This is a genomic window from Veillonella sp. 3913, from assembly GCF_003992235.1.
Lineage (GTDB): Bacteria > Bacillota > Negativicutes > Veillonellales > Veillonellaceae > F0422.
The window spans coordinates 55,232-70,748 of the sequence record NZ_RQVF01000005.1; the positions used below are offsets into that span (position 1 = coordinate 55,232).

Below are 15,517 nucleotides of genomic sequence, written 5' to 3' on the forward strand. Positions count from 1 at the left end.
TTTAAAAAATAACCTAAAAACAGCTATTTTATAAGGTTAAAGCAATCATTACTTTTAGTTATGCTTCACTTATGTTCTTCCTCATAAGTTCATATATATTCACATCTATATCGAATTCCATAAAAGAAAATCTAGATTTATCGTTTTTCTCTATCGATATCTATCGATAATAATGACCTATTGTATAGTCTACTATAACGGTTAGTTTTATGTACTCTTTATTTCTTATCTTTTTTATCTTTTTTGTCCTTTTTGTCTTTTTTATTATTATCTGCTACTACACCAGACTCATCACTAATAGCTGCATTCATTTGTTTTGCTATATGAAAGGCTGCCTCATAGGTTGGCATAGTCACAATATTAGTAGAACCAATAGCCACTGTAGAGCCATCTACACGAGCACCACCAATAGTATTATCGTGATATAGTCTAGCTAGTTTACCAGCTACTAAATAAGCTCGCATAGGCGCCGTATAATTACCTTTGGGAGTACCTTCATACACAGGTTTTCCATTGATCATTACGGATTGTTGTTCTACGTTTACATGATTTCCAGAGTATGCATATAAGCGTTGTAAATTGTCCAATACTCGTTGCGATGTTTTGGGATGGTCATTAGGATTTAAAATTTTACCAAATCCCTCACGATAGGTATCACCGTATTTATTTTTAATCACTTCCATGGCAAGAGCTGCACCACCTACATTATATGAAGAATCTGCTAAGATGCTAAAACCTAGATCATCAGCATTTTTCTCTTGAGACATCGTAAATACTTGGCTATCTAAATATTTTCCAGTAAGTCCCGCCGCAATTTGACCTAAATCTCCTGAATTAAAGGTAGCCGCTCCAATAACGGTAGATAAAATACTACTTTTCTTGGCTCCATTTACTAAATCTTTATGCTCACCGTGGCTTAACTCGTGACCAATTACTGCCGCTAAAGCATCATCATCTAGTAAATCCATAGTGCCTTTGTTAATAGACATAACTCGACCAAAGGTCATAAATGCATTGAAATCTTCATCTGGATTCACATACACCACATAGCTACGTTTTACATGAGGGGATTTAGAAAGCTCATCCACAATACGCTTCGCCCGCATTTGATAGGCGTAATTATCATAAACGCCTGTACGGTCTTTTGTTTTTTCCAACATTTCTTGTTGACCTTTTTCTGTATTGTCTAGATCACTCAAATGTTGATGCACAGAAATGCCTCCTAATACACTTTTACCAAGAGCCTCCCACAATCCATGAGCTTCTACTGTAAGTATTCCTGTAGATGTAATACCCATAGTCAACACTGCTGCACACAGCATATGTTTCCAAGTCTCTTTCATTAGTTCTCCCTCCTTCTTCTATATACCAGGGTCATCTTCACGATACGCCAGATCTCTAAATCGTGTATATGCCCCTTCAAACCATAATTTTACAATCCCTAACTCACCATTACGATGCTTACGGATGATAACTTGTGTTTCTACACCATCACTAGTATCTTCTGTATCTTGATAGTTTTCACGATTCAAAAAAGCTACTATATCAGCGTCTTGTTCCAAGGACCCAGATTCACGCAAATCACTTAGCATCGGAGTTTTATCTGCCCGGCTTTCAACGCCACGACTTAACTGTGACAAGGCAATCAATGGCACATTAAATTCTCGCGCCATAATTTTTAATTGTCGAGAAATGGCAGATACTTCTTGTTGGCGATTATCTGCCATTTTTTTACCGCCATTTTCCATAAGCTGAATATAGTCCACTACCACAAGGCCTAGTTCACCATGTTCTTGAATTAAACGGCGCAACTTTTTCTTCATTAACTGTGGCGTCAAACCTGAAGTATCATCAATATATAAGGGAGCTTCTGCTAAATCATTCAAAGCACTAATCGCTTTTCCCCAGTCTTCCTGACTCAATTGACCATTCCGGATTCGTCCAGAGTTAATGCCTGCCACTGCTGCTAGCACACGAGCTACAAGCTGTGTCTTAGACATTTCTAGAGAGAAAAAAGCTACATTTTTCTTCGATTTCATAGCTACATTTTGAGCAATATTCAATGTGAATGCCGTTTTCCCCATAGAAGGACGGGCTGCGACTAATATTAAATCCGATTTTTGCAAGCCACTAGTTAGGTTATCTAAGTCTTTAAATCCCGTAGATACGCCAGTCAGTATCCCCTTATGCCGTTGTAACTCATTGATGCGATCAATCGTTTCATACACCACATCTCGCATAGAACTAAACGATGACTCCCCTTTGGTTGTACCGCTTACATCTAATACCATTTGTTCTGCTCGATTGACGATATCTTCCGTCTCTTCTTCTTCACGATAAGCCATAGATTCCACTGCATTCGCTACATGAATAAGTTTACGCAAATGGGCTTTATCTCTCACAATTTTTGCATGATCTTCTACATTGTATACATCTACAATATCTGTTGTAAGATTTGTAAGGTATAAAATACCTCCTACAGCCTCTAATTTTTGGGATTTTTTTAATTCTTCAGATAATAAAACATAGTCTGCTCGCTGATTTTTTCCTACAATACTAGCAATCGCTTCATAAATTACTCGATGATTATCACTGTAAAAATCTTCTGCTTTTACAATAGAGCTAACTGCATCAAAGGCATCTTTATTGAGCAAAATAGCTCCTAGTACGGCTCGTTCTGCTTCTATACTATGCGGTGGTATCCGTCCTGACATACATACCCTCCCTATATACAATTACATATTTTATGCAAAAAAGAGGGGCCTAGCCCCTCTTTCTATTAACCTGCAACTACTTCTACAGTAATCTTAGCTGTAATTTCTGGATGCACTCGAATTAACACTTCATGAGTACCCAATGTTTTGATTGGCTCTTTTAAGTCAATTTTCTTTTTATCTACATCAACTTTTACTTGCGCTTGCAATGCATCAGAAATATCTTTACCTGTTACAGAACCGAATACACGGCCACCATCTCCCATTTTTACAGGGATTGTAATAGATACTTTCGACAATTGGCTAGCCAATACAGTAGCTTCATCAGAGTCCACTTGTTTTTTATGAGCTTGAGCCCCCAATTTTTGTTTCGCGTTGTTCAAATTCTGAGGAGTTCCTTCAAGGCCAACACCTTTTTTAATAAGCACATTACGACCATAAGCTTCAGAAACTTCTATGATTTCGCCACGTTTACCAACTTTTTTAACATCTTCTAATAAAATTACTTTCATGTTAAGTCCTCCTTCGTTTCTCTTTGTAATTCTGTCATATGGGATACGGCTACTTCAGTCACCCATTGGCGCGCCTCTTTCATAGACATATTGTAAATCTGAGCGCCCGCCACGGTACGATGACCTCCGCCACCGACAGATTCCATAATTAACTGTACATTTAACTTGCCTTGTGACCTAGCACTGACTCCAATGCCACCATCTGGCAATACATAAAATACAAAACTAGCTTCAATACCCTCTAGCGTGATTAATTTATCACCTGTTTGAGCTGCTATCACTGTTGCATTCTTCGCATCTTGCGGTGCCTCTGTAAAAGCCATATTTTCTATTTCTTCTGCAGACGCTAGCATAGCAGAACGTATACGCATACCTTCAAAGCTATCCATAAATAAATGTCGTACTAAAGATACATCTGCACCTGATCGGCGCAAGAAAGAGGCTGCTTCAAAGGTGCGCGCCCCTGTTTGGACCACAAAGTTTTTTGTATCTACTACAATACCCGCATATAAACCACTAGCTTCAATATGCTTAATCTCTACATGTTCTGGGAAATATTGAATTAACTCTGTTACCAGTTCACTAGTAGATGATGTAGATGGTTCCAAATAGGTCAATAATGGAGACTCAATAAAGTCTGAACCCCTTCTATGATGGTCGATGACAACACGACGATTTGCCTTTTTCAAAGCTGATGGAGCTGCCACCATCTCAGAACGATGCACATCTGTCACAATCACAACTGTATTATCTGTTACAAACTGAGCTGCTTCTTCTTCATCAATAATTAAACCTTGAAAATCTGGATGTTCTACCAGTACTTCTACTAATTTACGAACTGCTGTAGGATGTGAACTCAAGGCAATATGCACTGGTTTATTAAGGGCTCTTGCCATCGCTGCTACGCCTACAGAAGCACCAATACTATCATAATCTTCCCGATCATGGCCCATCACAAGCACACGATCAGAATCTAGCATAATCTCATGTAATGCATGGGATACCACCCTAGCACGAACACGTGTATTCTTTTCATTCCCTGATGACTTCCCACCAAAGAATTTTACTTCCTCACCATGATATACACAAACTTGGTCACCGCCACGCCCTAAAGCGATTTCTAAGGCTGATTTTGCCTTTTCCCCTTGTACTTTCACAGTATCTTCTGTTAAAGCAATGCCCATACTGATAGTTGGAGGAATATGTTTCGATGTCGTTAAGGCCCGAATTTTATCTAATATGCTAAACTTCGACTCCATCATCTGCAACATAGCTGCTTTACTAATACTGAAGGTATACGTATCTTCTGTAGCATTTCGTATAAATCCGTCATGTCTGTCAATTTCCGTTACAATCAAGCGATTCATATCAGACCATAATTGCGTATATTCAATATCGCTCAAGCCAGAACGCAAATCTTCAATATTATCCATAGCAATGAAACCAAGAGCTGGCAGCATAGAAATAGCCTTATGTTTTTCTGCTTCAATATCTGTAATATCATCAAAGTAAAATGCCATATAAGACTCTAATTCATCACTCTTTACATCAGAATAGTTAGACTTTGGTGCTACCAAGGTTTTGTAAAGTACGCGATAATACTTACCATCAATTTCCTCGTGAAAGAACCCAGACTTGCCCCAATATTTATCAATCCGCAAGGTAGGAATAAATCCACTTAATTTCATTGTTTTATCAGAATCACTGGGCAACCAATCTCTAAATACGCTATTACTCCAGCAGATAACATTATGTTCATCGATGATGACAATACCTACTGGCAAGTTTTGTAGCGCAAAGGTCGAGGCCTGCGTAATTCCTTTCGCCATACAGTCAAATTGAGCTTTTCTAAAATGTCGTCCTCTTCGAATGGTACGTCCCACGTACAAATACGCAGCGATTACCACTATACAAGCCAACATGGCTAGTTGCCAATTCAAATAGAAAATAATACCTAATAAGATAAGAATGAGAACGGCAGCAGTAATTTCAATAGAACTGTATTCAGTTTGTATATCCATACTACCTCCTCTAATTTCACTCACTTCGTCTGCCCCATCGTTCCTCTAGGTGCAAGAACACATCTAGAGCTCCTAATATAGCGGCGGACTGTGACATCATAATAAATAAACCTAGTACAATCCACGGTACAAACTTCGGTGGATGATAACTTTTACTAATACGCCAAGCACAAGATATACCTCGTATAAATAGCATTATACCACCTAAGTACATCAAATTATAGCCTACATATTCAAGGAGCGGAATATATTGTTTCACAAAATAAGAAATAACACCCACTAAAAAGATATGTAATGCCCAATCTGGTACACGCCAACCTTTAATAGTAGGCATTTCAGGAATATGGTAAGTACCGATACGACTGAGCACAATATACGTAAGACGATTGATAATATAAGAAATAGCCACACCAGAGCAAAATAAACCTGCAATCAATACTTTTTTCATGATTTCAATTTGATCTTGTAAGGCGATCATCGCCGTTGTCACTTGTTCCTCTGAAAGCCCCTGCTGCACATACATATCTTGCATGGATACTGTAATTTGTTCTTCCAAAGATGACCACATCTCTGTAGGACTTACCTGCATCACCAAAGCGGATGCCCAAAACTGAACTACTACTGCTAGCATTAATACCACAGCAGGAATCATCAACAATTTAGAAATCGACCAGTGCTTGCTTAATCCATAACCGATTAAAATACCAATCACACCAAAGACTCCCCCTTCTACTATGGCCGTCAAAGGTCCTAATAAAAAGGCAATGGCTATAATCGCTGATACAACAGATAATAGGCTCCAGCGAAAACCATGACGTACACCTACAATGGCAATCGTCATAGGCACAAAAATAGATCCAAAAAATCCAAGCATAGGTACACTGAGACCTATCATGGCAAAGACAATCATCAATGCCGTTAAGATACCAGACTCTACGACGGACTTTGTACTTGTTTGATTCATATACTAACTCCACACTATATTTTCCCCAAAGGTTCAACATAGTTCTATGCTAATAGAATAAATAGACATATGACTTTCGTCATATGCCTATTATATCATATTCTCTATACGTCTTGAATGATTGGTAGAATCATTGGGCGACGACGTGTTTTTTCATAGAAGAATTTTCCTAATGTGTCACGCACCACAGTTTTGATCGTTGTCCAATCTTTGATATGATCCATTTCACATTTCTCTACTGCTGCATCTACACGACGTTGTGCTTCACTTAATAATTCTTCCGCATCACGAACATACACAAAGCCACGAGATAACATATCTGGTCCCGCTACAATCGTACCAGAAGCACGGTCCATTGCCATAACAACCACAACCATACCTTCTTGCGCTAATTGCTGACGATCACGGATAACGATGTTACCTACATCGCCTACACCTAATCCATCCACAAAGACTTTACCAGCTGGCACACGACCTGCTAAACGACCTGTACGAGTAGTAAACTCAAAAATTTGTCCATTATCACCTACCAAGACATTGCTAGGTTTTACAATCCCCATGGACACAGCCAGTTCACCATGTTTTTTCAACATGCGGTATTCACCATGAACTGGGATAAAGAATTTAGGTCTCACCAAATTCAACATAGTTTTTAAATCTTCTTGGCTACCATGACCAGATACGTGAATACCACGATCCTTGCCGTATACTACATGAGCACCTTGGCGCAATAAGTTATCGATGGTACGTCCTACGGCCGCTTCATTACCTGGAATTGGTGTAGCGGAGATGATAACAGTATCATTTGGTGTAATCTCTACGGTACGGTGATTGTTTGTAGACATACGAGATAGACCTGCCATTGGTTCCCCTTGAGACCCCGTTGTTAAGATCATAATTTCATCAGCACGATAGCGATTCATTTCATCATCACCGATGATAGTTCCTTCTGGCACTGTTAAATAACCACGCTCTTGAGCGATTTCTGTAACATTTACCATGGAACGACCTAATACCACTACTTTACGTTTTGTGGCTACCGCTGCATCAATAGCTTGTTGCAATCGGGACACATTAGATGCAAAAGTAGCTAAAATAACACGACCCGTAGCTTCTGCGATAGCACGCATAATCGCTGGTCCTACAGAACTTTCAGATGGAGTGAACCCTGGCTTTTCCACATTAGTGGAGTCAGACATAAGCGCCAATACGCCTTTGTTACCAAGTTCTGCAAACTTGTGAACGTCCATCAATTTCCCATCTACAGGAGTTTGATCCACTTTGAAGTCCCCCGTATGTACCACAGTACCTACTGGAGTTTCTAAAAAGATGGCACATGCATCTGGAATAGAGTGATTTGTTTGGATAAAGCCCACTTTGAAGCAGCCAATTTTAAATTCATCACCAGCTTTTACAACTTGTAATTTTTTAGCTTTTACATGATGTTCTTTTAACTTACCTTCAATCAAGCCACATACTAAGTTCGTAGCATACACAGGTACGTTCACTTCTTTTAATAAATACGCCAAGGATCCAATGTGGTCTTCATGACCATGAGTAATCACCACAGCACGTACTTTATCTTTATGCTCGATTAAATAACTCATATCAGGGATTACAATATCTACCCCTAACATGTCATTTTCTGGGAATGCTAATCCCGCATCTAACACGACAATATCATCGCCATATTGGAAAATGGTCATGTTTTTACCGATCTCACCTAGGCCACCTAATGGAATGATTTGCAATTTATCTTTTCGCGCATGGGAACGATTTATTTGTTCATGTTTTTCCACAGTTGTATTGGCACGTTGTGGTTTACGCGGACCACGATTAGATTGACGGCGCTCGCCATTATCGCCTTGTGGACGCGGACGACTGGTACGTTCCCCCTCAGCTTTCACAGTGGTACGACGATTTTGACCCGTCGTGCGGCGTGTACGTGTTGTAGAACGTGGTCGTTGTTGCGTAGCTTCACCTACCGGTGCAGCTATATTTGTTCTTTCTTCTTGTATATTCAAAATTTCCTCCTACAGGACTATAGTCGTACTGTCTATACATACTACCATAGTCCAAGACTATATAATCCCACCCTCAGATGGTTAAGCATGTATCGGCATGTAAGCACAAATAAGTATCTATTTCTGTTCGTATTCATACAGCAAAACACTGTGAGAAACCTTTCTCACTATCTATGTCACATTCTTCTACACAGCAAAGCATATACCCTCTATACATACTTCTACTGTGAAACATTTGGGAACCCATAAGGTTCATAAGCCGATCAAAATAATTACCTTTATTATACTATAGAAAATCCACCCTAAGCAACTAAGGCGCCTCTCCCTAATCCATAAAATTTGCAATTGAATATTGCACTATATGCAATTGCGTTTTATAATGTAAACGAAGTAAGGTTTTTGAAAGTTTACAATAGGAGGTCACAAAATGAAAAATGTAAGTATTCACACAATTGCAGAGATCGCTATCTTAACGGCGATGATGACAATTCTAGGAGGCATCAAAATTCCCAACTTAATTCCCGGTGTAGAGTTCCAACTATCTGCTCCTTTAGCGGTAGCAATTTGCGCTGCCTTCGGATTCCGCAAGTACATCATCTGCGGCTGTCTTTCTAGTTTGATTGGTCTTGTATTAGGCACACAAAACTTATTAAACGTTGCCATTGCCATGCAATTCCGCCTCATCGTAGGACTCATTTTATGGATTGGCAAAAATCGCATGTGGTCTATTCTTATCTCTGGTCCTATTGCGTCTGCTATCGCCCGTATCACTATTGGTTTATCCTTTGGCAAAATGGTCATTCCTATGCTTATGATGGCAGTACCTGGCATGATTTTCACAGTCATTGTAAGCCCTATCTTCTATAGTATCTTGCGACGTCTACCACGCTTGGCTACTACATTGAAAGTACATCAAGGTTAGTCTCTCATGGTCTATAGCATTCGTATGCGCGCTGCTAAGGGAGGCCCTCATGAACAAGGCGGTTCTCATATTTCAGGAGCTGAACGTCTCGTCTCTTTAGAATCCTTATCACGCATTTCAGAAGAATTTTTACAACGAGCATTACAACACAGCAAAGGTCGTCCAGATTTTATCAATTTACAAATTGATGAGATTCCTGATGACTCCATCGTGAAAGTCCCTGCTCTCATGGTGGCTACTACAGAATCAGAAACAATCGAGGACTCTCATCGGGTAGCTACCCAACTATTACAACAAGCACAGATCCATGAACAGGCGATTCAAAAGGCTTTTATCAAACTCAGCCAAAACACAAAAACTATAAGTGGTGCTTGGCTCGTCAATGCTACTACTGGTGAGGTATACCCCCAAACAGTACGCGTGTCTCGTATGGATGCCGAATCAGATGCAGACATACACTACCATTTGCAATATTATGGTTGTTCTTCCATCCATTCTAGGGAGGCTCTCATCCTAGCAAGCAAGGTCCTCGCATCGCCTTACGTACTAGGTGAACTATGTTGGTCCGATGATCCAGAGTATACGACAGGCTATGTGTCCTATGGCACTACCTACCATCGGTTAAGCCCTATGAAAGTCTATGGTAGTCCTATCGGTGGTCGTGCCTTCTTTATCACTGACGATGCACCGATAGAAGAAGTAATACAGTATTTTACATCCACTCCTACGTGGGTCACAACGAAAGGGATTCACCATGTTTAATCGATACTCCGAAGCCTTAGTCAAGCGCCAAGAGGAATCACAATTTCGTTCTCCTCGCACCTATACTCCTATCGATGCTACTCATGTTATGTATGAAGGTTCCACCTATCTGATGATGGCATCAAATAATTACCTAGGCTTAACCCATCATCCCCACGTGAAAGATCGCGCCTTACAGGCCATCCAACACTATGGCACCGGTTCTGGTGGCGCTCGCCTTACCTCTGGTTCTTTCCCTTTATTTCAAGAACTAGAGCACCGTCTTGCACAGTGGAAAGACTGTGAAAAGACACTCACTTTCACAACTGGGTTTATGGCAAATCTAGGAACAATCTCTGCCCTAGTTCATAAAGGAGATATTATTTTTAGTGATGAATTGAATCACGCTAGCCTCATCGACGGATGTCGTCTCAGTGGCGCTAAAGTACAAGTCTACCCTCACAAGGATCTGGCAGGTCTAGAATCCTCATTAAGCCAATCTAAGCACTATGGTATGCGTTTTATCATCACTGATGGAGTGTTCAGCATGGATGGGGATATAGCACCCTTACCTGAACTATTGGAACTTGCAGAACGGTACGATGCCCTACTGATTGTGGATGATGCTCATGCTACTGGCGTCATCGGTGAGGGCCGTGGCACAGCGCATCACTTTCACTGTGAAAACCCACGTATCATCACCACTGGCACTATGAGTAAAGCCTTAGGGTCCATCGGAGGATACGTCTGCGGTAGCCAAACCATCATCGACTATATCATTAACCACAGTCGTCCCTTCATCTTTGCCACCGCTTTGTCCCCTGCTGACATTGGAGCCAGCATCGGTGCCCTAGAAGTATTAGCAGAGGATCCAAGTGTGTATCAAAACCTGCGAAGCAATACAAAATATATGCACAAAGCCTTGCAAGCGCTAGGAATCCCTAGCAGTGATGACACACCAATTTTCCCTATTATCATCGGTTCCAACGAAGACACATTAGAAGCTAGCCTCCTATGTGAACGAGAAGGGATTATCCTCAGTGGTATACGTCCACCTACTGTACCTATCAATACAGGGCGATTACGCTTAACCGTCACCTCCGCACACACACAACAAGAATTAGATAAAGTCATCCAAGTATTGCAGCACTTGCCAACACGTAAAGTAATATAATGACCAACCCTGTATGGAGCACTTGTCGAAAGCAACGATGACTCATATAAAAACTATACTCTTTACAAAATATACCACAACATACAAAAGAGGAAAGCGAAGCACACAGCATCCACTTTCCTCTTTTTATATTTTTAATAAACCAAAGGGGCCCGTAGCCCCTTTTCGTTAATATAGTATAAATATGAACAAGTCTAACATAAACGCACTTAATGATACCAATTTGGTGAGTCCTCACCAACTAATTTTACCATTAAATTATATCACTGTAATCAAAGAACCTACACCAAGAAAACCCAGTTTTTTTCATAATTCCATTTCCGCCAAGAAAAGCCGTAGTGCTTACTAAAAACATTAGCGTAGGTCTGTTTTTAGAAGCGCTGCGGCTTTTCGTCTTTTTAGAAGCGCTGCGGCTTTTCACTTTTTTGTATTACCTATTAAGCTTTCAGCTTTTCCTCAAGAAATTCCCGAAACTGCTGCTTATACAGCCCCGCTCCTCCATTGGCTGGATGGCGCAAGGTTGCTTGTACATCTATACCATAGTCACTGAGTGTAAGACTCGCTTTTTGACCCACTCCAAGGATCTGTGCCCTAGGGAACAAATCTAAGAGCTGTTTCGTATAGGTCCACCCTAAGTCTAATTCTTGCTTTGTAGGAGTCCGGTTCGTCAAGCCATCTATTCCTTTAAAGGGATGAAATGGAAAAATGTTCCACAACACCACTTCATAAGGGTCTATATTAGCTTCTAACATGGCATTCCACACCACAGAATCAGTAGGCTCATTAAAGCCCTTTTCTTTTTGTGTCGGTTTTATAATATACTCGCTCTTTGGATTACTAGTTCGTTTCGGCTCCAATCCAGTAAGCACCATAGATGGGGTTACCGTAGGGTGATGCCCTAAGAGCATTCTTTCACAGGTCATGGCAATCCCTGTAAATCGCCCTCCTTGATAGCCCACCGCTTCTGCAATGATAAGAATTTTGGCGCGATCTAATCGCTGCTCCAAATAGGCTTGTAACTGTTTTCTCCGAATGGAGCTCGCTCTCTGATTAGTATCATAGCGTTCATCAAAATCATTCCAAGGATTATACACATGAGGACTAGAAAATCCTTTTAATTGTCGCATCAATCGTTCTACTGACATAGATACCTCACTATTTGGAATGCAATAGTACTACCTTAGAACTACTTTCATCACGTTCTAAATATTGACCTACTGAAGATTCCTCTAATTCTTTACCATAATTTTTATTGGTAATTATGAGCATCCGTTCCCCAGATTGCAAGCGTTTAAATAACTCTTGTTCCTCAATTTGAGGCATCACATTCTTACCGTTCCACTTCGCACTGCGCTGTACATTATACTTCGCCAATCGTTCTGGACTAGGCTCTACTCGCACGGGTGTCACATCTAAATAATACGGCACTGACGCCGCATATTCCCCATAATAATACACAGGTCCATGAAAGCTGCGTATCTGTTCATGATAGGTCACAGAAGAACGCAAGCCCAAGAATGGTACCAACCCTTCCATAAGCACAATACCTAGTACTACCAAGGTACCCATCCCCACTGTGAAAGGCATCATCAATCGTTTCCGATACCAATAACACCCACCTAGAAATAAGGTAAGGACTACGACAACAGCTCGAAGAATCCACCAAAAGCCCCAAGGTGCAAAGAATGTTCCAACCCCAAGAGCCCACCATAACACTAAAGTCGGTCCTAATAGCCACCACCAAGCACGGTGACTGGCATCTTTCAAAGAAATCACCCCATAAGCCCCTAATAGACTAAAAGGAATCACCGAAATAAAAGCATAGGTTGGATATTTCGTGGCCATCATTGTATAGAACAAAATTGTTCCCCATCCCATAATCATGGTATATAGATAGGCATCAGTTCTTGTTTTCCAACCCCGATACATACCGTATAAAATGGCTCCCGTCCAAGGGAGAGAGCCTCCTAGGAAAATAGGTAGATAATACCACCAATGGTTTACCTCAGGATGTTCAGATTGGGTCGCTCTCGTTACATTATGAAGTCCTAAAAACCCATTGATAAATTCCATACCGTGAGTATGGTACATATATCCATACCAAGGCAAGACTATAGCTAAGAGTATGAGGATACCTTGCCATGGAAATAAAGCTTTCACCATAGACCAAGATCGTTTAACCCCTGCATAAATCAGGAACAACAATCCCGGTAATACCAGCCCTACAGGGCCTTTTGTCAACACTGCAATACCCGCAAAGCCATAGGCTACTGCCATATGCCATGGATTCTTAACTAGTAGCCCACGATAGGCGTAATAAAAGGTACCTACCGTGGCAAATAACAACACCATATCTGTGATGATACCATGGGCAATGATCCATACGATGAGAGATGTGCCTAATATGAATGCTGATAACAAAGCGCCTAATCGTTGCCCTGTTAGGGTGCGCACCCCTTGGTAAACCATAGCCACTGATAAAGCCCCAAAAAGACCTGATGGAAAACGAGCTGCAAAATCTGTCATGCCGAATACAGAATAGGACAAACTCAATAGCCAATAAATCATAATTGGTTTATCAAACCAATAGTGCCCATAAATTTGTGGGGACAACCAATCTCCGGAAAGGACCATCTCTTTTGCGGTTAAAGCGTAATTCGACTCTACTGGATCCGACACTGGTAATAGATGGTTCCCTAGTACATAAACTCCTAAGAAAAAGAGAAATACTACATAGGTTACACGATGTAATTTCATAAGCATCTCCCTATTGTTTACGACGTTTCCAATATTTCAAACCATATACTACAGCTACTATTACAAAGACTACAATCATAGCAATTAATAGTTCATGATTATACTCAATCAAGTCTTTCCAATGTTCCCCTAGCTTCATGCCTAGCCAAACTAATAAGATTGTCCAAGGAATGGTACCAACAGTAGTCCAAATCACAAAGGGGGTCATCGGATATTTAGCCACTCCTGCAGGGAAGGAAATAAATGTACGCACCCCTGGTAATAAACGGCCAATAAACACAGCGGCACCACCATAGCGATTGAACAATTTTTCTGCAGCACCAAATTTATCTTCACTAAATAAGATATATTTCCCATATTTCATCAATACAGGTCTGCCACCATATTCCCCTAGCCAATAGGATAATACAGAACCCACAATACCCGCTACAACACCTACAATAATAGCCGTATTCAGATCAAATACTCCTTGAAATACTAAATACCCTGCGAACCCTAAAATAATTTCACTAGGAATCGGAATGTTCGCATTTTCTAGCACCATGCAAATAAACATGGCTGCATACCCATAGGTCTCCATGATGGTCAATACATAATCCACTGTTGTCTCCTCATCGGAAGATAATTATTAATCTTCATCTTCTTCATCTAATAAATAATCTTTTGCCATCCACTTTTTCGTAGCTGTAAATGTGATAGTCACCCATTTTTCTGCAGGGTCACCACCAATGGCAAGGTCAATTTCATTGCGAATTTCATCTAATTCCACAATGGTTTGTTTTGGAAAATTCTTAGGAATTAAAATATCAATTTCAATCATTTTTACATTCCCATAGGCTTGTACACTAGTGACATAATCTTTAAATTTATACTTTTCCATGAAAGAATCCATAATAAATTGGATTCGATTATGTAATTTCAAAGGCGCTACACCCATAATTTGTTTCACCGATGGAATGATAATTTTTAAAGCAGATGGCATCATTTGTAACGATAAAATAATGAGCACAATAGGATCCACGTAGACCGCCCATTCTGCATAGCCAAAATGTTCTAGCCCAAAAGCCACTAAAAAGCTAACTAAAATCCCAGCTTCCAACATAGCATCGATGGACCAGCTAATATTATCGAATTTTACCAAATTAGATTGTAATTTTTTATTGATTTGGTGCACATAGAAATAATAGCACGTATCAGCAATGGTAAAAATCGTAGCATAGATGATAGCAGGTCCCACATGAACAGCACGACCGCCACCTAATAAATCCGTCAGTCCCGACAAAAAGGCATAGCTTACGATCAGCAAGGTAAAACTACCTTCTGCAATCAACACCAACGGTTCAAACTGCCAATAGCCAAACTGAAAGCGTTTGCTTGTTTCATTTGATACTAATCGGGATGTGATGATCATCATCACCTTAATAATCACGGCAATAAAGGACACGACCCCATCTAACAAGATGGCACTAGATCCGCTAAAGACCCCCATCATAGTGCCCCCTATAGCCACAAATGACATGAGTATGGCCGATTGAATTAACAACCGTTGCTCTACTGCATGTTTATCTTGTATTAACATATACACTCCTATTTAATCTAGTGAGCTTTTCGCTCAAGTTTCCTATACCTATGTAAGAATATTTGTATCTGTAACTACTTTATAGCCTATAGGCATTCTGTACGGTCTA

General features: G+C 40.3%; 13 protein-coding genes. 3 read left to right on the forward strand and 10 right to left on the reverse strand.

Annotated features, from left to right (window positions below; genetic code table 11):
- Positions 1 to 218 precede the first annotated feature (218 nt).
- The 6 genes from EO113_RS06555 to EO113_RS06580 all read right to left on the reverse strand — a co-directional run bounded on the left by EO113_RS06555 (position 219) and on the right by EO113_RS06580 (position 8,235).
- On the reverse strand, positions 219 to 1,343 hold the full coding sequence (locus tag EO113_RS06555) for a M48 family metalloprotease (RefSeq protein WP_127135865.1): 1,125 nt from the start codon (positions 1,341 to 1,343) through the stop codon (positions 219 to 221).
- Positions 1,344 to 1,361: 18 nt separating this feature from the next.
- A complete protein-coding gene (gene dnaB, locus EO113_RS06560; RefSeq protein ID WP_127135866.1) occupies positions 1,362 to 2,714 on the reverse strand; it encodes a replicative DNA helicase in 1,353 nt (450 codons plus the stop codon).
- A gap of 65 nt (positions 2,715 to 2,779) precedes the next feature.
- A complete protein-coding gene (gene rplI, locus EO113_RS06565) occupies positions 2,780 to 3,226 on the reverse strand; it encodes a 50S ribosomal protein L9 (protein WP_009353218.1) in 447 nt (148 codons plus the stop codon).
- Complete coding sequence (locus EO113_RS06570; RefSeq protein ID WP_127135867.1) at positions 3,223 to 5,247, reverse strand: DHH family phosphoesterase; 2,025 nt, start codon at positions 5,245 to 5,247, stop codon at positions 3,223 to 3,225. The genes rplI and EO113_RS06570 overlap by 4 nt, the downstream gene beginning before the upstream one ends.
- A gap of 16 nt (positions 5,248 to 5,263) precedes the next feature.
- On the reverse strand, positions 5,264 to 6,211 hold the full coding sequence (locus tag EO113_RS06575) for a YybS family protein (protein WP_009353182.1): 948 nt from the start codon (positions 6,209 to 6,211) through the stop codon (positions 5,264 to 5,266).
- A gap of 104 nt (positions 6,212 to 6,315) precedes the next feature.
- Positions 6,316 to 8,235: a ribonuclease J gene (locus EO113_RS06580; RefSeq protein WP_127135868.1), complete on the reverse strand. Its 1,920-nt coding sequence runs from the start codon at positions 8,233 to 8,235 to the stop codon at positions 6,316 to 6,318.
- 427 nt (positions 8,236 to 8,662) lie between these two features.
- Between EO113_RS06580 and EO113_RS06585 the strand changes: the two genes are divergently transcribed.
- The 3 genes from EO113_RS06585 to bioF are packed head-to-tail and all read left to right on the forward strand — an operon-like array spanning position 8,663 to position 11,072.
- Positions 8,663 to 9,157 (forward strand): hypothetical protein, encoded by a 495-nt coding sequence (locus EO113_RS06585; protein ID WP_127135869.1) that lies wholly within the window; start codon positions 8,663 to 8,665, stop codon positions 9,155 to 9,157.
- Between the two features lie 6 nt (positions 9,158 to 9,163).
- Positions 9,164 to 9,919, forward strand: coding sequence for a 6-carboxyhexanoate--CoA ligase (locus tag EO113_RS06590; RefSeq protein ID WP_127135870.1), 756 nt, complete (start codon positions 9,164 to 9,166; stop codon positions 9,917 to 9,919).
- Entirely contained in the window at positions 9,912 to 11,072 is a 1,161-nt protein-coding gene (gene bioF, locus EO113_RS06595; RefSeq protein ID WP_127135871.1) for an 8-amino-7-oxononanoate synthase, read from the forward strand. Before EO113_RS06590 ends, bioF begins: the two co-directional genes overlap by 8 nt.
- 437 nt (positions 11,073 to 11,509) lie before the next feature.
- Here the strand turns inward: bioF and EO113_RS06600 are convergent, their stop codons facing one another.
- Genes EO113_RS06600 through EO113_RS06615 form a run of 4 tightly spaced genes read right to left on the reverse strand, consistent with a single transcriptional unit; the run spans position 11,510 to position 15,408 of the window.
- Positions 11,510 to 12,217 (reverse strand): uracil-DNA glycosylase, encoded by a 708-nt coding sequence (locus tag EO113_RS06600; protein WP_127135872.1) that lies wholly within the window; start codon positions 12,215 to 12,217, stop codon positions 11,510 to 11,512.
- 10 nt (positions 12,218 to 12,227) lie between these two features.
- Positions 12,228 to 13,829: a glycosyltransferase family 39 protein gene (locus tag EO113_RS06605; protein ID WP_127135873.1), complete on the reverse strand. Its 1,602-nt coding sequence runs from the start codon at positions 13,827 to 13,829 to the stop codon at positions 12,228 to 12,230.
- Positions 13,830 to 13,839: 10 nt separating this feature from the next.
- The gene (locus EO113_RS06610; RefSeq protein ID WP_370106798.1) at positions 13,840 to 14,409 is read right to left on the reverse strand and encodes a DedA family protein; all 570 of its coding nucleotides are present in this window, start codon (positions 14,407 to 14,409) and stop codon (positions 13,840 to 13,842) included.
- Positions 14,410 to 14,457: 48 nt separating this feature from the next.
- The gene (locus EO113_RS06615) at positions 14,458 to 15,408 is read right to left on the reverse strand and encodes a cation diffusion facilitator family transporter (protein ID WP_009353188.1); all 951 of its coding nucleotides are present in this window, start codon (positions 15,406 to 15,408) and stop codon (positions 14,458 to 14,460) included.
- Between the last annotated feature and the right edge of the window lie 109 nt (positions 15,409 to 15,517).